The following is a 17,597-nucleotide window of genomic DNA, read 5'->3' on the forward strand; positions in this document are numbered from 1 at the left end:
CTGAGCGGATGACGACCGCATCGCTGCTCGACGGGTTCCTGCACGCCCTGCTGCCCCTGCGGCCCCACGCCGTCTGGGCGCACGGTTCACTGGCCGGCGGCGACTACCAGGAGGGCCGCAGCGACCTCGACCTGATCGCCGTCCTGCCGGGCCCGCTGACCCTGGGAACCGTACGACGGCTCGTGGCGCGGCACAGAAGGCAGCGGAGCGAGCCCCTCGCGGCGAAGCTCCACTGCAGCTACCTCACGCCGGCCACCTTGCCCGACGCGGACCGCCCGCACCTCACCTGGGCGCACGGACGGGTGACGCGCCGACCCGTCACCCCCGTCACCCGGCGCGAGCTGCACGCCTTCGGACGCGTGCTGCACGGTGAGGCCCCGGCCGCGCTGCTCCCGCCGGTACCGGACCGGCAGCTCGCCGACTTCGTCGTACGCGACCAGCGCGAGTTCTGGCGGTCGGCGGTGGACAAGCCCCGGCTGTGGCGGCAGGACATCTGGGTCGACCTCGGCCTGCTGACCTTCGCCCGGGCCACCGTGACCCTGCGCGAGGGCCGGCTGATCTCCAAGCGGGAGGCCCTGACCGAGCTGGTGGCGCTGGGCGCTCCGGCGGAGGTCGTCGAGGACATCACCCGCCGCCGCTACGACACCCCGGCCCCGGCCCCCGCCGGCTGGCCCGCCCGCCGGGCCGAGCTGACCCGCGGATATCTGGGGCCGGCGATCGACGCCCTCGTCACCACGTACGGGTGACTCACGCCCGCGTGCCCACCGGCACCTCGGCCGACGGGCCCGGCAGGCCCAGCCCGGTCTCCGGGCGCTCGCGCAGCGACAGCAGGACGCGCAGGGTGGCGATCCAGATCAGGCACGAACCGAGCATGTGCAGGGCGACCAGGACCTCGGGCAGGTGCGTGAAGTACTGCACGTAACCGATCACGCCCTGGGCGAGCAGCACGATGAACAGCTCACGCGTCCGGGCCAGGGGGCCCTGGGGCGCGTCGACCGCCTTCAGGACGAACCACAGGGCGAACGTGAGCGTCACCACGATCCAGGCGAGCACCGCGTGCAGCTTGGCGACCGTCTCCCAGTCGATCGGGATGCGATCCACCTCACTGGAGTCGCCGGCGTGCGGCCCGGCCCCGGTCACCACGGTGCCGACCGCGATGAGCAGCACGGACGCCAGCACCAGGAACCACACCAGCTGCTGCACCGCCTTGCCGACCAGCGGACGCGGCGCCTCGTCGCCCTCCCGCGTGCGCTGCCACATCACCGTGGCGATGGCGATCAGGGCGGTGGAGAGCAGGAAGTGCGCGGCGACGGTGTACGGGTTGAGACCGACCAGGACGACGATGCCGCCGAGCACGGCGTTGCCCATGACCACCCAGAACTGGGCCCAGCCCAGCCGGGTCAGGCCGCGCCGCCACGGCTTCCCGGCCCGGGCCGCGATGATCGCCCAGCCGACGGCCGCGCACAGCACGTACGTCAGCATCCGGTTGCCGAACTCGATGACCCCGTGGAAGCCCATGGCCCGGGTGGTGGTCAGGGAGTCGTCGGTGCAGGTGGGCCAGGTCGGGCAGCCGAGGCCCGAGCCGGTCAGGCGGACGGCGCCGCCGGTCACGACGATCACCACCGACATCACGAGCGCGGCGAGCGCCGCCCGCCGGACGGTCCGGGGGTCCGGGGTCCAGCGGTCGGCGATGAAGGCGAGCGGGTTGCGCAGGGCGGCTTCGGCGTCGGCGCGGTTCAGCTTTGGCACGCGCACCATCGTAGGCCGCCGCTTGTGCACGCGTTCACGAGGGTCCGCTCCCACGCGTGCGGCACGGGTCACTCCCAGCGGAAGAACTTCCCGGCCGCGGCCAGGCCCACCACCGCCCAGACGGCGAGAACGCCCAGGTCGGCCCAGGGCATGCCGGCGCCGTGCTGGAGCACGTCCCGCAGGCCGTCCGACAGGGCGGAGATCGGCAGCAGGCCGAGCACCTGTTCACCCGTCGAGCCGAACTTCTCCAGCGGCACGATGACGCCGCCGCCGACGAGCAGCAGCAGGAAGACCAGGTTGGCGGCGGCCAGCGTCGCCTCCGCCTTCAACGTGCCCGCCATCAGCAGGCCGAGCCCGGAGAAGGCGGCGGTGCCGACGACGAGCAGCAGCAGGACGGCGGCCGGGTTGCCGTGCGGGGACCAGCCCAGCGCGAAGGCGATGACGGTCAGCAGGATGATCTGGAGGACCTCTGTGACCAGCACGGACGCCGTCTTGGCGGTCATCAGGGCCCAGCGGGGCAGCGGCGAGGAGGCGAGCCGCTTCAGGACGCCGTAGCGCCGCTCGAAGCCGGTGGCGATGGCCTGGCCGGTGAAGGCCGTCGACATCACGGCCAGGGCCAGGACGCCGGGGGCGAGGAAGTCGACCGCCTCGCCCTTGCCGGTGTCCACGATGTCGACCGAGCTGAAGAGCACCAGCAGCAGGGTCGGGATGACGACCGTCAGCAGGAGCTGCTCGCCGTTGCGCAGCAGCATCCTCGTCTCCAGCGCCGCCTGCGCCGCGATCATGCGGGGGAGCGGGGCGGCTCCGGGCTTCGGGGTGTACGTACCCGCCGTGGTCACGAGCGCAGCTCCTTGCCGGTCAGTTCCAGGAAGACGTCCTCCAGCGTGTGCCGCTCCACCGAGATCCGGTCCGGCATCACCCCGTGCTGGGCGCACCAGGACGTCACCGTGGCCAGCAGCTGGGGGTCGACCTTGCCGACGACCCGGTAGGAGCCCGGGGTCAGCTCGGCGGCCGTGCAGTCGGCCGGGAGCGCCTTGAGCAGGGAGCCGACGTCGAGGCCGGGCCGGCCGGTGAAGCGCAGGGTGTTCTCGGCGCCGCCCTTGCACAGCTCCTCCGGGGTGCCCTGGGCGATGACCCGGCCGCCGTCGATGATCGCGACGTCGTCGGCGAGCTGCTCGGCCTCGTCCATGTGGTGCGTGGTGAGGATCACCGAGACGCCGTCGGCGCGCAGGTCCCGCACCAGGTCCCAGGTGGCCCGGCGCGCCTGCGGGTCGAGTCCGGCGGTCGGCTCGTCCAGGAACACCAGCTCCGGGCGGCCCACGACGGCCATGGCGAGCGCGAGCCGCTGCTGCTGGCCGCCGGACAGCCGGCGGTAGCTGGTCCGGCCGCAGGAGCCGAGGCCGAGGCGTTCGACGAGGGCGTCGACGTCCAGCGGGTGCGCGTGCAGCTTCGCCATGTGGCGCAGCATCTCCTCCGCCCGGGCGCCGGAGTACACGCCTCCGGACTGGAGCATCACGCCGATGCGGGGACGCAGCTCGGCGGACTGCCGCACCGGGTCGAGGCCCAGGACGCGCACCGTGCCGGAATCCGGCTTCCGGTACCCCTCGCAGGTCTCGACCGTGGTCGTCTTCCCCGCCCCGTTGGGGCCGAGTACGGCGGTCACGCCCGGCTGGGCCACCAGGTCGAGGCCGTCCACCGCGGTCTTCGTGCCGTACCGCTTCACCAAGGCCTGGACCTGGACCACGGGCTCACTTCGCATGGTCCAGAGTCTAGGGAGACCGCTTGCTCCTCAGGCGGGCGGGTGCGGGAAGTCCTCCGCACGGGGCCGGTGCAGCGGCAGCCACCGTTCGGCGTAGGCCACGGCGTCGGCCACCGGGAACAGCCTGGCGTCCGCCGCGCCCACCTTTCCCCGCACGACCGGCCGGTCCCGCTCGAAGTCGTGTCCCAGCTCGTCGAACCGGTCGGAGGTGATCGACACCTCGGTCACGGTCTCCCAGCCGCCGCCGGGAGCGGGCCGGCCGACCGTCACGCGCGGCGCGGGTATCCGGTACTCGGCGAGGTGGAAGGCGGTGCAGGAGTCGTAGCCCGCGCCCAGCAGCAGCACGCGGGCGCCCAGTTTCTCCAGCCGGGCGAGGGGACTGTGCTCACCGAGCCGGCAGTCGCTCGCGTGGCCGTCGGTGATCTCCCGCGCGCGGGGGCCGACGGCCGCGAAGGAGGTCTGCGGGTGGGCGCTGCGCACGGCACCCGGCCAGGTGCGCACGGTCTCCGGGACCACGCCGACCCCGAGGGAGGGGGTGATCAGCGGGTCGTACGGCGGCATGGTGGCGCGGATCCGGTCCCACCACTCCTCGGGCACCGGCGGGTTCGCCCAGACGGCCGGATCGGACAGGGCGCCCGTCTGGGTGGGAACGACGAGCGTGCCCGCCGGACCGAGCGCGTCCAGGAGCCCCTGGACGACCGCGATCGCGCCTCCGTTGACCCAGCCGAGTGAGCTGAGCGAGGAGTGCACGAGGAGCGTCTCACCGGCCTGGACACCGAGCAGTCGCAGCTGTGCGGCGATGTCGTCCCGGGTGACAAGAGGGCCGGTCGGAGGGGGTGTGGGCATGGTTCGGGAGTCTCCCGGACGGGCACGCGCGGCGCCACCGGTTTGCCCTTGCCGGCGACCCTGGATGATCGATCAGATGATCGTTTCCGCAGGTCAGTTTAGGTATGCCTAAGTGACGTAGGGCACCGTGGGGTGATCCGGACGGCGCTTGTCAGGCTCCGCGGAATTACGCAACAATGGCGTTGTGAAAAACGTCGGCGAGGCTCGGGAGACCCCCACGGGGGCCCCTCAGGAGGAGCTAGCGACCGGTGAGCGTTCGACGCGCAACCGGGTCGCGCGCTCCATCCTGGACCACGGGCCGTCGACCGTCGCCGAACTCGCCGGCCGGCTGGGGCTGACCCAGGCGGCCGTCCGCCGTCACCTGGACGCGCTGGTGGCCGACGACGTCGTGGAGGCCCGCGAGCAGCGGGTGTACGGCACGCGCACGCGCGGCCGCCCCGCGAAGGTCTTCGCGCTCACCGACTGCGGCCGGGACGCCTTCGACCAGTCGTACGACAAGCTCGCCGTGGACGCGCTCCGCTGGATCGCCGAGCAGGGGGGCGGCCCCGAGGCGGTCGCCGCCTTCGCCCGCGCCCGGATCGCCGCCCAGGCGAGCGCGTACCGCGAGGCGATCGAGGCGGTGACCCCCGACAAACGCGCCGAAGCGCTGGCCAAGGCCTTGAGCGCCGACGGGTACGCTGCTACGGCGCGCAGCGCACCGGTCGGCGAGCAGCTCTGCCAGCACCACTGCCCGGTCGCACACGTCGCGGAACAGTTCCCGCAGCTGTGCGAGGCGGAGACGGAGATCTTCGCCGAGCTGCTGGGCACCCACGTCCAACGACTGGCGACCATCGCGCACGGCGACGGCGTCTGCACGACGTTCATCCCCGAGATTTCCACTGACGCACCTGCAAGCACGGCCGGGAGGAACCCCGCATGACTCTCCCCACGGAGACTGCCCACCCTGAGCTGGAGGGCCTGGGCAAGTACGAATACGGCTGGGCCGACTCCGACGTGGCCGGTGCCTCCGCCAGGCGCGGCCTGAACGAGGACGTCGTCCGCGACATCTCGGGCAAGAAGTCCGAGCCGGAGTGGATGACGAAGCTGCGCCTGAAGGGCCTGAAGCTCTTCGAGAAGAAGCCGATGCCGAACTGGGGCTCGGACCTCTCGGGCATCGACTTCGACAACATCAAGTACTTCGTGCGCTCCACGGAGAAGCAGGCGGAGTCCTGGGAGGACCTGCCCGAGGACATCAAGAACACCTACGACAAGCTGGGCATCCCGGAGGCCGAGAAGCAGCGCCTCGTCGCCGGTGTCGCCGCCCAGTACGAGTCGGAGGTCGTCTACCACCAGATCCGCGAGGACCTGGAGGAGCAGGGCGTCATCTTCCTCGACACCGACACCGCGCTGAAGGAGCACCCGGAGCTCTTCAAGGAGTACTTCGGCACGGTCATCCCGGCCGGCGACAACAAGTTCGCCGCGCTGAACACCGCCGTGTGGTCCGGCGGCTCCTTCATCTACGTGCCGAAGGGCGTCCACGTCGAGATCCCGCTCCAGGCCTACTTCCGTATCAACACGGAGAACATGGGCCAGTTCGAGCGGACCCTGATCATCGTCGACGAGGGTGCCTACGTGCACTACGTCGAGGGCTGCACCGCGCCGATCTACAAGTCGGACTCGCTGCACTCCGCGGTGGTCGAGATCATCGTCAAGAAGAACGCCCGCTGCCGCTACACGACCATCCAGAACTGGTCGAACAACGTCTACAACCTGGTCACCAAGCGCGCCGTTGCCTACGAGGGCGCGACCATGGAGTGGATCGACGGCAACATCGGCTCCAAGGTGACGATGAAGTACCCGGCCGTCTACCTGATGGGCGAGCACGCCAAGGGCGAGACCCTGTCCATCGCCTTCGCGGGCGAGGGCCAGCACCAGGACGCGGGCGCCAAGATGGTCCACATGGCGCCGAACACGTCGTCCAACATCGTCTCGAAGTCGGTCGCGCGCGGCGGCGGCCGTACGTCCTACCGCGGTCTGATCGAGATCGGCGAGGGCGCCGCCGGGTCGAAGTCGAACGTGCTCTGCGACGCGCTGCTGGTCGACACCATCTCCCGGTCGGACACGTACCCGTACGTCGACGTCCGCGAGGACGACGTCTCCATGGGCCACGAGGCCACCGTCTCCAAGGTCTCCGAGGACCAGCTCTTCTACCTGATGAGCCGCGGCCTGTCCGAGGACGAGGCGATGGCGATGATCGTGCGCGGCTTCGTCGAGCCGATCGCCAAGGAACTGCCGATGGAGTACGCGCTGGAGCTCAACCGGCTGATCGAGCTGCAGATGGAGGGCGCGGTCGGTTAAGACCGCCCCCATCGCCGGCACACGTCTTACTCAGAGAGAGAGCACTACGACAGCCATGGCTGAGGCCCAGAACATCCCCGTGGGTTCCACCACCGCGGGCTCGATCGCGGTCGCCGCGGAGTCGACCGTCGTCTCGCGCATGAGCGCGCCCCCGTCCTTCGACGTCGCGGACTTCCCGGTCCCGCACGGCCGTGAGGAGGAGTGGCGGTTCACCCCGCTGGAGCGCCTGCGCGGGCTGCACGACGGCACCGCCGTCGCGAACGGCGACGGCGTGAAGGTCGACGTCCACGCCCCCGAGGCCGTCACCGTCGAGACCGTCGGCCGCGGCGACGCGCGCCTCGGCAAGGCGGGCACCCCGGTGGACCGTGTCGCCGCCCAGGCGTACTCCGCCTTCGAGAAGGCCCTGGTCGTGACCGTCCCCAAGGAGACCGTCCTCACCGAGCCGATCCGCATCGCCGTGCACGGCCAGGGCGGCACCGCCTTCGGCCACCAGGTGATCGAGCTGGGTGCCTTCGCCGAGGCCGTCGTGGTCATCGACCACACCGGTGACGGGGTGCTGGCCGCCAACGTCGACTACCTCCTCGGGGACGGCGCCAAGCTGACCGTCGTCTCCGTCCAGGACTGGGACGACAAGGCCGTCCACGTCGCCCAGCACAACGCGCTGGTCGGCCGGGACGCCTCCTTCAAGTCCGTGGTCGTGACCTTCGGCGGCGACGTGGTCCGCCTGCACCCGCGCGTGGAGTACGCCGGCCCCGGCGGCGAGGCCGAGCTGTTCGGCCTGTACTTCACCGACGCCGGGCAGCACCAGGAGCACCGCCTGCTGGTCACCCACAACACCCCGCACTGCAAGTCGAACGTCGTCTACAAGGGCGCGCTCCAGGGCGACGACGCGCACGCGGTCTGGATCGGTGACGTGCTCATCGAGGCCAAGGCCGAGGGCACGGACACCTACGAGATGAACCGCAACCTGGTCCTCACGGACGGCGCGCGCGTCGACTCGGTGCCGAACCTGGAGATCGAGACCGGCGAGATCGTCGGCGCCGGGCACGCCTCCGCCACCGGCCGCTTCGACGACGAGCAGCTCTTCTACCTGATGGCCCGCGGCATCCCGGAGCACGAGGCCCGCCGCCTGGTGGTCCGCGGCTTCTTCGCCGAGCTGGTCCAGCAGATCGGTGTCGCCGACATCGAGGAGCGCCTGCTCGCCAAGATCGAGGAAGAGCTGGAGGCTTCGGTCGCATGACGTCGTTCGTACGCGCCTGTGGGCTGAGCGAGCTGGAGGAGGACACCCCGAAGCGGGTGGAACTCGACGGCACGCCGGTCTCGGTCGTGAAGACCGAGGGCGAGGTGTTCGCGATCTACGACATCTGCTCCCACGCGAACGTCTCCCTCTCCGAGGGCGAGGTGGAGGACTGCCAGATCGAGTGCTGGCTGCACGGCTCCGCCTTCGACCTGCGCACCGGCAAGCCGTCCGGCCTCCCCGCGACGCGCCCCGTCCCCGTATACCCCGTAAAGATCGAAGGGGACGACGTTCTCGTCTCCCTCACCCAGGAGTCCTGAGGCACCCATGGCAACGCTTGAAATCCGAGACCTGCACGTCACCGTCGAGGCCGACAACGCCACGAAGGAGATCCTCAAGGGCGTCGACCTCACCGTGAAGCAGGGCGAGACGCACGCCATCATGGGCCCCAACGGCTCCGGCAAGTCGACCCTCGCCTACTCCCTCGCGGGTCACCCGAAGTACACGATCACCAGCGGCACCGTCCTGCTCGACGGCGAGGACGTCCTGGAGATGTCCGTCGACGAGCGCGCCCGCGCGGGCCTGTTCCTGGCGATGCAGTACCCGGTCGAGGTCCCCGGCGTCTCGGTCTCCAACTTCCTGCGCACCTCCGCCACCGCCATCCGCGGCGAGGCCCCGAAGCTGCGCACCTGGGTGAAGGAGGTCAAGGAGGCCATGGAGCGCCTCAACATGGACCCGGCCTTCGCCGAGCGCAACGTCAACGAGGGCTTCTCCGGCGGTGAGAAGAAGCGCCACGAGATCCTTCAGCTCGAGCTGCTCAAGCCGAAGGTCGCGATCCTGGACGAGACCGACTCCGGTCTGGACGTCGACGCCCTCCGCATCGTCTCCGAGGGCGTCAACCGCGTCCGCGAGACCGGCGAGGTCGGCACCCTGCTGATCACGCACTACACGCGCATCCTGCGCTACATCAAGCCCGACTTCGTCCACGTCTTCTCCGCCGGCCGGATCGTGGAGTCCGGCGGCGCCGAGCTCGCCGACAAGCTGGAGGACGAGGGCTACGAGGCATACACGAAGGGTGGCGCATCCGCGTGACACAGCTGCCGGGCCTCCTCGACGTCGAGGCGATCCGCAAGGACTTCCCCGTTCTGGACCGAGTCGTCCACGACGGCAAGAAGCTCGTGTACCTGGACAACGCGGCGACCTCGCAGAAGCCGCGCCAGGTGCTGGACGCTTTGAGCGAGTACTACGAGCGCTACAACGCCAACGTCCACCGCGGTGTGCATGTGCTCGCCGAGGAGGCCACGGCGCTGTACGAGGGCGCGCGCGACAAGGTCGCCGAGTTCATCAACGCGCCGAGCCGCGACGAGGTGATCTTCACCAAGAACGCCTCCGAGTCGCTGAACCTCGTGGCGAACATGCTGGGCTGGGCCGACGAGCCCTACCGGGTGGACCACGAGACCGAGATCGTCATCACGGAGATGGAGCACCACTCCAACATCGTGCCGTGGCAGCTGCTGGCGCAGCGCACGGGCGCGAAGCTGAAGTGGTTCGGCCTCACGGACGACGGGCGTCTCGACCTGTCGAACATCGAGGAGATCATCACCGAGAAGACGAAGATCGTCTCCTTCGTGCTGGTGTCCAACATCCTGGGCACGGTCAACCCGGTCGAGACGATAATCCGCCGCGCCCAGGAGGTCGGCGCCCTCGTCTGCATCGACGCCTCCCAGGCCGCGCCCCACATGCCGCTGGACGTGCAGGCCCTCCAGGCCGACTTCGTGGCCTTCACCGGCCACAAGATGTGCGGCCCGACCGGCATCGGCGTCCTCTGGGGCCGCCAGGAGCTGCTGGAGGACCTGCCTCCGTTCCTCGGCGGCGGCGAGATGATCGAGACGGTCTCGATGCACTCCTCGACGTACGCCCCCGCCCCGCACAAGTTCGAGGCGGGCACGCCCCCGATCGCCCAGGCGGTCGGCCTCGGAGCGGCGATCGACTACCTCCAGTCGATCGGCATGGACAGGATCCTCGCCCATGAGCACGCGCTGACGGAGTACGCGGTGCGGCGCCTGGCGGAGGTCCCCGACCTGAAGATCATCGGCCCGACGACGGCCGAGGACCGCGGGGCGGCGATCTCCTTCACGCTCGGGGACATCCACCCGCACGACGTGGGCCAGGTCCTGGACGAGCAGGGCATCGCGGTCCGCGTCGGCCACCACTGCGCCCGTCCGGTCTGCCTCCGCTACGGAATTCCTGCGACCACGCGAGCGTCGTTCTATCTGTACTCCTCGCCGGCCGAGATCGACGCTCTGGTCGACGGCCTGGAGCACGTACGGAACTTCTTCGGCTGAGAGGCGTGAGCTGAGACCGTGAAGCTGGACTCGATGTACCAGGACGTCATCCTGGACCACTACAAGAACCCGCACGGGCGTGGTCTGAGGGATGGCGACGCCGAGGTGCACCATGTGAACCCGACCTGCGGCGACGAGATCACCCTGCGCGTGAAGTACGACGGCACGAAGATCGAGGACGTCTCGTACGAGGGCCAGGGCTGCTCGATCAGTCAGGCGAGCGCCTCCGTGCTCAACGAGCTCCTCGTCGGCAAGGACCTGGCCGAGGCGCGGAAGATCCAGGAGACCTTCCTGGAGCTGATGCAGTCCAAGGGCAAGATCGAGCCCGACGACGCGATGGAGGAGGTGCTGGAGGACGCGGTCGCGTTCGCCGGTGTCTCCAAGTACCCCGCGCGGGTCAAGTGCGCCCTCCTGAGCTGGATGGCGTGGAAGGACGCGACGGCCCAGGCGCTGGGTGGCGCCGACGCCGAAAGGAAGACGGCATGACCGACACCGCAGAGATGAAGCCGGTCTCGGAGGAAGAACTCCGCGAGGCCCTGATGGACGTGGTCGACCCCGAGCTGGGCATCGACGTCGTCAACCTCGGCCTGATCTACGGCATCCACATCGACGACTCCAACGTCGCCACGATCGACATGACCCTGACCTCGGCGGCCTGCCCGCTGACGGACGTCATCGAGGACCAGGCCAAGTCCGCCACGGACGGCCTCGTCAACGAACTCCGCATCAACTGGGTCTGGATGCCGCCGTGGGGGCCGGACAAGATCACGGACGACGGCCGGGAGCAGCTTCGGGCGCTCGGGTTCAACGTCTGACACAGAGCCTGTGACAGGGGCCGTGGCCATGTGCCGCGGCCCCTTTCGCGTGCTCAGGAGAGCCCGTCCACCAACCGGAACGCGGAGTCCGCGCGGTAGAGGTCCGTGTTCTGGTACGGGTCCAGTCTCAACTGGAAGCTCTGGTGGCGGAGGAAGCGGCCGGGGTAGTTCAGCGACTCCAGGGTGACGGCGCCGGCGTGGGCGGAGGGGCGGGGGCAGAACGTGGCGTCCTGGGTGAAGAGGCGGGAGCCGTCGTCGGGTTCGGCGCGGAGCAGGAACTCACGGTGGCGCAGGTAGCTGCCGTCGGCCGTGGCGAAGGACCAGCAGCGGGCGTCGGCGAGGCCTTTGACGCGGGTGAAGGTGGCGGCACGGCGGGCCGGGGCCGAGGTGACCGGGTCGAGCCTCACCAGGCCGGCGCTGAGGTGCCAGTAGCGGTCGGGGTAGTTGACGGAGCGGACGGAGGTCCCGTGCTCCACCGGCTTCGGGGAACTCGCCGGGGGACCGGGTGACTTGGCGGGCGTGTGCTTCGGACGGGTGTGGGGCGCGGGGGAGTTGAGGGCGGAGGGCCGCTGTGACGGCTTCTCCGGCTCGTTCCGCGCGGAAGCCGGTGGGGTGGACGGGGTGGCGAAGGAGAGCAGGCCGGGGCCGTCGTCCGGCGGGGTGATGGGCGCGGTGGCGGTTCTCCGTTCCGCGGGCTCGTCGTTCATGGTGAGGGCGGTCACGCAGGCGGCCACGGTCGCCAGGGCCAGTGCGGCGGCCAGCCGGAGTCTTCGGGCGCGGGGGGTGTTTGCGGGCACGGGCCCGCACAGTAGTGGAGGCGCGAGCCGGCCGTGGGCCGATTCAGCGAGCGGTTTCCATGAAACTGCAACTTTCTTGTCGGGTACGGCCGTACGCATCGCTGTGTACGCTCGTACATATGGGGTATCTGCTGCTCTCCGGTGCCATCGCCGCCGAGGTCGCCGCCACGACGGCGATGAAGTACAGCGAGGGATTCAGCCGGCTCTGGCCCTCGCTCGTGACCGCGCTGGGGTACGTCGTCTCGTTCGCGCTGCTCGCCCAGACGCTGAAGACCGTGCAGATCGGTACGGCGTACGCGATCTGGTCCGGCGTGGGCACCGCGACCATCGCCGTCCTCGGCCTGCTGCTGTTCGGCGAGGGACTGAGCCCGACCAAGGTCGCCGGGATCCTGTTGATCATCGGGGGAGTGGTGGTGCTCAACCTGGGCGGGGCGACGCACTGATGCCGCGCCGCTACGACCCCGGCCGCCGGCAGCGGATCATCGACGCGGCGATCCGCGTGGTCGGCCGGGACGGCATCGCCGGGCTGAGCCACCGCACGGTCGCCGCCGAGGCGGACGTACCGCTCGGCTCCACGACGTACCACTTCGCCACCCTCGAAGAGCTGCTGGTGGCCGCGCTGCGGCAGGCGAACGAGGGGTTCGGCCGGGTGCTGGCCGAGCTGTTGCCGGAAGGCGGCGGCGAGGGCGACCTCGCCGCGGATCTCGCCCGGGCGCTCGGGGAGTGGCTGGCGGGCGAGCGCACCGGCGTGGAGCTGGAGTACGAGCTGTACCTGGCGGCGCTGCGCCGCCCGGCGCTGCGCCCCGTCGCCGCGGAGTGGACCGAGCAGGCCGCCGCGCTGCTGGCCCGCCGCACGGACCCGGTCACGGCGCGGGCCCTGCTCGCGCTGATGGACGGCATCTGCCTCCAGGTGCTGCTGACGGGCGGTTCCTACGACGAGGAGTACGCGCGCGCCACGCTGGCTCGGCTGATCCCCTGAACCCGCGCCCGGCACGTGAGACGCGGTTCGCCCTCACCACCCCGCCCACGTTAGGTTTTCTCCCATGACCGAGTCTGCAACCCGTACCACCGGCGCCGTCGCCGCCGGCCTCGCCACGATCGCCTCCGACGGCACCGTTCTCGACACCTGGTTCCCGGCCCCCGAGCTGGTCGAGGAGCCGGGTCCGGCCGGCACCGAGCGGCTGACCGCCGAGCAGGCGGCCGAGCTGCTGGGCGGCGGCGCGACCGCGGCGACCGGCCCGGACGCCCGCCGGGGCGTCGAGGTGGTCGCGGTCCGCACGGTCATCGCCTCGCTGGACGAGAAGCCGCTCGACGCCCACGACGTCTACCTGCGCCTGCACCTGCTCTCGCACCGCCTGGTCAAGCCGCACGGCCAGAACCTCGACGGCATCTTCGGCCACCTCGCCAACGTCGCCTGGACCTCGCTCGGCCCGGTCGCCGTGGACGACATCGAGAAGGTGCGCCTGAACGCCCGCGCCGAGGGCCTGCACCTCCAGGTGACCTCGATCGACAAGTTCCCGCGCATGACGGACTACGTCGCCCCGAAGGGCGTGCGCATCGCCGACGCCGACCGGGTCCGCCTCGGCGCGCACCTCGCGGCCGGCACCACGGTGATGCACGAGGGCTTCGTCAACTTCAACGCCGGCACCCTCGGCACCTCCATGGTCGAGGGCCGGATCTCCGCGGGCGTCGTGGTCGGCGACGGCTCGGACATCGGCGGCGGCGCCTCCACCATGGGCACCCTGTCCGGCGGCGGCAACGTGATCATCTCCATCGGCGAGCGCTGCCTGGTCGGCGCCGAGGCGGGCGTCGGCATCGCGCTCGGCGACGAGTGCGTGGTCGAGGCCGGCCTGTACATCACCGCGGGCACCCGCATCACCATGCCCGACGGCCAGATCGTCAAGGCCCGCGAGCTCAACGGCGCCTCCAACATCCTGTTCCGCCGCAACTCGGTCACCGGCACGGTCGAGGCCCGCCCGAACAACGCGGTCTGGGGCGGCCTGAACGACATCCTGCACAGCCACAACTGATCACCGGCGGCCGTGACCTGCGGCCGCCTAATCGATCAACGCCCTGACCTGCTGCCGAGCTGTCGGCACCTGTCGACGTTGGTCACCATTGAGCGCCCTTCCACGGCCCGAGCACGGCCCGGAAGGGCGCTCGTGCGTGAGCATCGAACGAGATCGGCTTGTGAGCCGATCGGTCTGCTAAGAGCCCTGGCGGGTCGTGCGGTTCGGGATGAAGCCCCGACCTCCGGGACGCTGCTGGGTGCTTGTCTGGCCGGGGGCAGCAGAGGTCCACACTGAGACAATCGCCCTCCTCCCTCATTTCTCAAGAAGCCAGGCCCGCAGATGCACCTGTAGGCATACCATGACGCGTATGCTGCGACGCTTCATGTACTTGGACACTGCCACGCTGAGCGAATACCTCAGCGGCCTCGAAGATGGAGTTCGGGATTCGATCGAACGCAAGAATCTTTCTGGGCGTAATGCGGAGGGTAGCGTGAGCGCTAAGGTTGTTAGCGCTAAAGTCGGGGGGTCCCGGCAAACCGAAGAGTCGGCTACCTATTCAGACTCTCCGAATTCGAAGTTCGAGCGCCTTCTTGAACTCTGCCAGGCGGAACCTGAGATCGCCGCATGGATCGATGTCGCCGATCCAGACGTGGACTTCTCTGAGATCGGCATCGGCGCTGTCTTCGATGTGGAATGCGAGGTCTACATACCCGAGACGGTTAAAGCCCTTGCCTCCAGTGGTGGCATGGCAGACGCATTGAGTCAGCTTGAGAGCCTGCTTCCTTTTGTAAGTGTATTTGACCCTAGCGCTGCCGACGGCTTGCCAGATAGGCGGGAAAGGGAAGCCATGCGAGGCTTCCTGGGGGCTTTTGGTGGAAAGGTTATCGCCGTCGGTGAATTTGACGACTCTAACTGGCATATCGCTGGGCAGCTTGACGATCAGTACGTGCGCTCTGATATTGAAGGCCGTGCCAGAGTGTTCGGCAAAGTATCTAATCGGTGGGAACAGGGTAAGTGGAAACCGCTTCTGGCTCTCCCCGGTTCAAACCTACTCAGTCGCGATCAGCGTCGAGCACTAGAGCGTCGGCGCCCTGAGCCGAACGAAGCAGACCAGTATCTCGAAGGGCCCGCACTAATGCTGGACATTCTTGCGATCTATCGGTAGGAATCGAGCCCGTCGAGAGCATGACGCGCGTGCCTCGCTCAGACGCGTCTGGCGCGAACCGTGAGCTGACGGTCCCTTTGGTGCAAGTTGTGCCTGAAGGCTGTACTGGTCGCGGTTTGGACCGGCACACTGCTGTGCATGGCACAGTGGATTCTTCCTCTCCTCACCGCCTTCCTCGGCTACCTCGTGCATTGGGCGCAGCAGACACTTGCGTTGAGGTATGAGTTTCATAGGGAAGATCGCAATCGAATCTCTACAATGCGCGAGAAACTAGTCGAGCTCCGGGAGGCGGGTGATAGGGAAGTACTTGAAGCCTCTCGCCCGACTGTGCGCAGCTTGATAAGCGATGCGGCTTTGTTGCGCGATGAACGGTTACGGAAGCGCATAACCAGAAACGCCTTGCTCATCAGTAGCGCGTGGGTTCAGCAGCGGCGGAGGCCCGCTTGGAGCGAAGGCTATCTTGTAAACGTGTTCGTCGATGATTCTTACGAATGCTTATCTGCTGTCCTTCGTGGCGATTCGCTGCCCCCAGAAAAAGATCAGGTGTTGCATCTGGTTTTCGATCAGGAAAGAGCAGGGTTGGAGGCGGCGCGTGCCTGGCTGATGATTGGCGATCAAGAGCAGTCAGATACTGAATGGCATAGGAGATTTCTGGAGTGGCGCTCGGAGTATCTCCGGCGTAACAGAGGTGGATTTTCAAGAGTCCGGAGACGTCGCATAACCTAGGAGTAAGAGGTCGGTGGAGCGGCTTTGGGCTGGAGCTGATTTGGCGCGAGTGATCATGGCCCATTACGCTAGCCAGCGGATCGGGCAGGTTTGTGAGCCTGCCCGTTAGTGCCCGATCTTGGGCCATGATCTTCGAGGCTCGCGCCAAATTGGCTGCCTAAAGCCGTGGAGCCGACCGCCCCAGCCACAGAGGGTTTCTCCCACGACATGCCCGCAGCCGCCGAGCGCGCCGCCGGGCGCGGCCAGCCGGGGCGAAGACAGGAGGCAGGCCGCGCCGCAGAGGCGGCGCGCGCCCGCGCCGTGCGCGGGCCTTGATGAAGTAGGGAAAGTTGTACCGCACCCGCGATCAGCATCGCTCGATCGTGGCCCTGTCGGCTCACCGCGCGTCTCGACTACCGTTCCGGGTATGCCTTCTGCACTGGACACGCCTCAGGGAGCATCTGCACTCGCTGAGTCTCTGCTTCCTCAGCTCGGGAACCGCTGGCTGCACACTCAGGCGGTGGCTGCTCGTGCTCAAGAGGCTGCCGCGGCTGTGCGTAAGGCTGATCGGGGCCTCCTCGTCGCCGCAGCCTGGCTGCATGACATCGGTTACGCCCCCGAACTTCGTGACACCGGGTTCCATCCCCTAGACGGCGCCCGTCACCTGGAAGAACTGGGTGCGCCGGCGCGCCTGGTGCGACTGGTCGCCCATCACTCCGGCGCTGTGTACGAGGCAGAGCAGCGCGGGCTGTCGGCAGAGCTGGCCGTCTACGAGCGGGAGGACTCCCCGGTCCTCGACGCCCTGATCTTTGCTGACATGACGACCGGCCCCGCCGGGCAGCCCTTCGACTTCGACACCCGCATTGACGAGATCCTGGTCCGCTACGAACCGGGCAGTGAAGTGCACAACGCAATCAGCAAAGCGCGCCCATACCTCGGCGCTGCGGTGGAGCGCACCCAACGACGGATCGCAGCGTTCATGTCACTGCCGCCGAGTCAACGGTCGATCATCGACGGAAGCGGCTGGTGGCCTCCGACGCTCTTCGCGGTGGAACACCAGGACGTGGAACTACTGGCTCGACTGCTGGATGCCGGCGCAGACCCCGATGAAGGCAACGGTGCGACTCCGCTGACGCACGCGATTGGGACGGAGGGCGATGTCGCGCTGCAGAGCGGTGATCCGCACACCGTGGCAACGACGGCGGTACTCCTCGCATACGGCGCAGACCCGGAACTACCCGACGCGACTGGTGAGACGCCGCTCCAGGTAGCCGAGTACTACGACCACGCCCCTGCTATCCGGTTGCTGCGCCGGCATCTGCCGGGCGGTCGCTCCAGTAAGCCTCAGCCGATGTAAGGCTCGGTCCGGTCGGCCAATCCGTGCTCGATCCGCATGCGCATCGACGGGTGGATGCTCAGCTCGTCCAGCTTGCCCGGGTCGACGAACGCCACTTCCTTGCTCTCGCTGCTCGTCCGCAGCTGGCCGCCAACGATGCGGGCGTGGAAGCAGATGGAGAACTGCTGGCGGACTTCGCCGTCGTCGTACGCCATGACGTGTCCGGGGTTCGTGTAGATGCCGACCAGGCCGGTTACCTCCACGTCGAACCCTGTCTCTTCCTTGGTCTCGCGTACCGCCGCGTCGGGGGCTGACTCGCCCAGGTCAATACCGCCTCCAGGCAGGGCCCACAGATCGTTGTCGGTCTTGTGGATCAGCAAGACTTCTCCGGCCTCGTTGCGGGCCACGGCGGTCACGGAGGGGACGAGACTGTTCGCCTTCGGGGCGTTCGGATCGTTGAAGTAGTCGACACGTGCCATGCGTTCAGCGTCGCA

At 68.8% G+C, this 17,597-nt stretch carries 21 protein-coding genes; 15 read left to right on the forward strand and 6 right to left on the reverse strand.

Annotated features, from left to right (window positions below; all coding sequences use genetic code 11):
- Nucleotides 1-8 precede the first annotated feature (8 nt).
- On the forward strand, nucleotides 9-746 hold the full coding sequence (locus OO52_RS07925; protein WP_030642401.1) for a nucleotidyltransferase: 738 nt from the start codon (nucleotides 9-11) through the stop codon (nucleotides 744-746).
- A 1-nt stretch (nucleotide 747) separates the two neighbouring features.
- Here OO52_RS07925 and OO52_RS07930 read toward each other — a convergent pair whose 3' ends face one another.
- The 4 genes from OO52_RS07930 to OO52_RS07945 are packed head-to-tail and all read right to left on the reverse strand — an operon-like array spanning nucleotide 748 to nucleotide 4,354.
- Nucleotides 748-1,758 carry a COX15/CtaA family protein gene (locus tag OO52_RS07930; RefSeq protein WP_030642403.1) on the reverse strand — a complete coding sequence of 337 codons (1,011 nt, stop codon included), beginning with the start codon at nucleotides 1,756-1,758 and terminating at the stop codon, nucleotides 748-750.
- Nucleotides 1,759-1,817: 59 nt separating this feature from the next.
- On the reverse strand, nucleotides 1,818-2,534 hold the full coding sequence (locus OO52_RS07935; protein WP_051818290.1) for an ABC transporter permease: 717 nt from the start codon (nucleotides 2,532-2,534) through the stop codon (nucleotides 1,818-1,820).
- Nucleotides 2,535-2,584: 50 nt separating this feature from the next.
- Nucleotides 2,585-3,508 carry an ABC transporter ATP-binding protein gene (locus OO52_RS07940; protein ID WP_030642407.1) on the reverse strand — a complete coding sequence of 308 codons (924 nt, stop codon included), beginning with the start codon at nucleotides 3,506-3,508 and terminating at the stop codon, nucleotides 2,585-2,587.
- 30 nt (nucleotides 3,509-3,538) lie between these two features.
- Complete coding sequence (locus tag OO52_RS07945) at nucleotides 3,539-4,354, reverse strand: aminoglycoside N(3)-acetyltransferase (RefSeq protein ID WP_030642409.1); 816 nt, start codon at nucleotides 4,352-4,354, stop codon at nucleotides 3,539-3,541.
- A gap of 184 nt (nucleotides 4,355-4,538) precedes the next feature.
- Between OO52_RS07945 and OO52_RS07950 the strand changes: the two genes are divergently transcribed.
- The 8 genes from OO52_RS07950 to OO52_RS07985 are packed head-to-tail and all read left to right on the forward strand — an operon-like array spanning nucleotide 4,539 to nucleotide 11,088.
- Entirely contained in the window at nucleotides 4,539-5,273 is a 735-nt protein-coding gene (locus OO52_RS07950; protein WP_030642411.1) for a helix-turn-helix transcriptional regulator, read from the forward strand.
- Nucleotides 5,270-6,691 (forward strand): Fe-S cluster assembly protein SufB, encoded by a 1,422-nt coding sequence (gene sufB, locus OO52_RS07955; protein ID WP_014671980.1) that lies wholly within the window; start codon nucleotides 5,270-5,272, stop codon nucleotides 6,689-6,691. Before OO52_RS07950 ends, sufB begins: the two co-directional genes overlap by 4 nt.
- A gap of 55 nt (nucleotides 6,692-6,746) precedes the next feature.
- Nucleotides 6,747-7,931, forward strand: coding sequence for a Fe-S cluster assembly protein SufD (sufD, locus tag OO52_RS07960; RefSeq protein ID WP_030642414.1), 1,185 nt, complete (start codon nucleotides 6,747-6,749; stop codon nucleotides 7,929-7,931).
- Nucleotides 7,928-8,248, forward strand: coding sequence for a non-heme iron oxygenase ferredoxin subunit (locus OO52_RS07965; RefSeq protein ID WP_014671978.1), 321 nt, complete (start codon nucleotides 7,928-7,930; stop codon nucleotides 8,246-8,248). Before sufD ends, OO52_RS07965 begins: the two co-directional genes overlap by 4 nt.
- 7 nt (nucleotides 8,249-8,255) lie before the next feature.
- A complete protein-coding gene (gene sufC / locus OO52_RS07970) occupies nucleotides 8,256-9,020 on the forward strand; it encodes a Fe-S cluster assembly ATPase SufC (protein WP_030642416.1) in 765 nt (254 codons plus the stop codon).
- Nucleotides 9,017-10,273: a cysteine desulfurase gene (locus OO52_RS07975; RefSeq protein WP_030642418.1), complete on the forward strand. Its 1,257-nt coding sequence runs from the start codon at nucleotides 9,017-9,019 to the stop codon at nucleotides 10,271-10,273. The genes sufC and OO52_RS07975 overlap by 4 nt, the downstream gene beginning before the upstream one ends.
- Before the next feature lie 18 nt (nucleotides 10,274-10,291).
- Entirely contained in the window at nucleotides 10,292-10,759 is a 468-nt protein-coding gene (sufU, locus tag OO52_RS07980; protein WP_030642422.1) for a Fe-S cluster assembly sulfur transfer protein SufU, read from the forward strand.
- Nucleotides 10,756-11,088, forward strand: coding sequence for a metal-sulfur cluster assembly factor (locus OO52_RS07985; protein ID WP_014671974.1), 333 nt, complete (start codon nucleotides 10,756-10,758; stop codon nucleotides 11,086-11,088). The genes sufU and OO52_RS07985 overlap by 4 nt, the downstream gene beginning before the upstream one ends.
- A 53-nt stretch (nucleotides 11,089-11,141) precedes the next feature.
- Here OO52_RS07985 and OO52_RS07990 read toward each other — a convergent pair whose 3' ends face one another.
- On the reverse strand, nucleotides 11,142-11,885 hold the full coding sequence (locus OO52_RS07990) for an AbfB domain-containing protein (protein WP_051818280.1): 744 nt from the start codon (nucleotides 11,883-11,885) through the stop codon (nucleotides 11,142-11,144).
- Between the two features lie 119 nt (nucleotides 11,886-12,004).
- On the opposite strand from OO52_RS07990, the gene OO52_RS07995 reads away from it, so the two are divergent.
- The 6 genes from OO52_RS07995 (at nucleotide 12,005) to OO52_RS54185 (ending at nucleotide 17,124) form a co-directional block, all read left to right on the forward strand.
- Nucleotides 12,005-12,328 (forward strand): DMT family transporter, encoded by a 324-nt coding sequence (locus OO52_RS07995; RefSeq protein ID WP_030642426.1) that lies wholly within the window; start codon nucleotides 12,005-12,007, stop codon nucleotides 12,326-12,328.
- Entirely contained in the window at nucleotides 12,328-12,864 is a 537-nt protein-coding gene (locus OO52_RS08000; RefSeq protein WP_030642428.1) for a TetR/AcrR family transcriptional regulator, read from the forward strand. Before OO52_RS07995 ends, OO52_RS08000 begins: the two co-directional genes overlap by 1 nt.
- A gap of 64 nt (nucleotides 12,865-12,928) precedes the next feature.
- Entirely contained in the window at nucleotides 12,929-13,915 is a 987-nt protein-coding gene (gene dapD / locus OO52_RS08005) for a 2,3,4,5-tetrahydropyridine-2,6-dicarboxylate N-succinyltransferase (RefSeq protein ID WP_030642430.1), read from the forward strand.
- A gap of 349 nt (nucleotides 13,916-14,264) precedes the next feature.
- Nucleotides 14,265-15,062: a DUF6414 family protein gene (locus OO52_RS50715; protein WP_158712478.1), complete on the forward strand. Its 798-nt coding sequence runs from the start codon at nucleotides 14,265-14,267 to the stop codon at nucleotides 15,060-15,062.
- A 138-nt stretch (nucleotides 15,063-15,200) separates the two neighbouring features.
- Nucleotides 15,201-15,788 (forward strand): hypothetical protein, encoded by a 588-nt coding sequence (locus OO52_RS50720; RefSeq protein ID WP_158712479.1) that lies wholly within the window; start codon nucleotides 15,201-15,203, stop codon nucleotides 15,786-15,788.
- Nucleotides 15,789-16,194: 406 nt separating this feature from the next.
- Complete coding sequence (locus OO52_RS54185; RefSeq protein WP_324608277.1) at nucleotides 16,195-17,124, forward strand: HDIG domain-containing metalloprotein; 930 nt, start codon at nucleotides 16,195-16,197, stop codon at nucleotides 17,122-17,124.
- Here OO52_RS54185 and OO52_RS08020 read toward each other — a convergent pair.
- Nucleotides 17,112-17,582, reverse strand: a complete 471-nt coding sequence (locus OO52_RS08020; protein WP_030642440.1) for an NUDIX hydrolase — start codon at nucleotides 17,580-17,582, stop codon at nucleotides 17,112-17,114. The two genes, OO52_RS54185 and OO52_RS08020, sit on opposite strands and share 13 nt — an antisense overlap.
- Between the last annotated feature and the right edge of the window lie 15 nt (nucleotides 17,583-17,597).

The organism is Streptomyces flaveolus, from assembly GCF_000716535.1.
In the GTDB taxonomy this organism is placed as follows: domain Bacteria; phylum Actinomycetota; class Actinomycetes; order Streptomycetales; family Streptomycetaceae; genus Streptomyces; species Streptomyces flaveolus_A.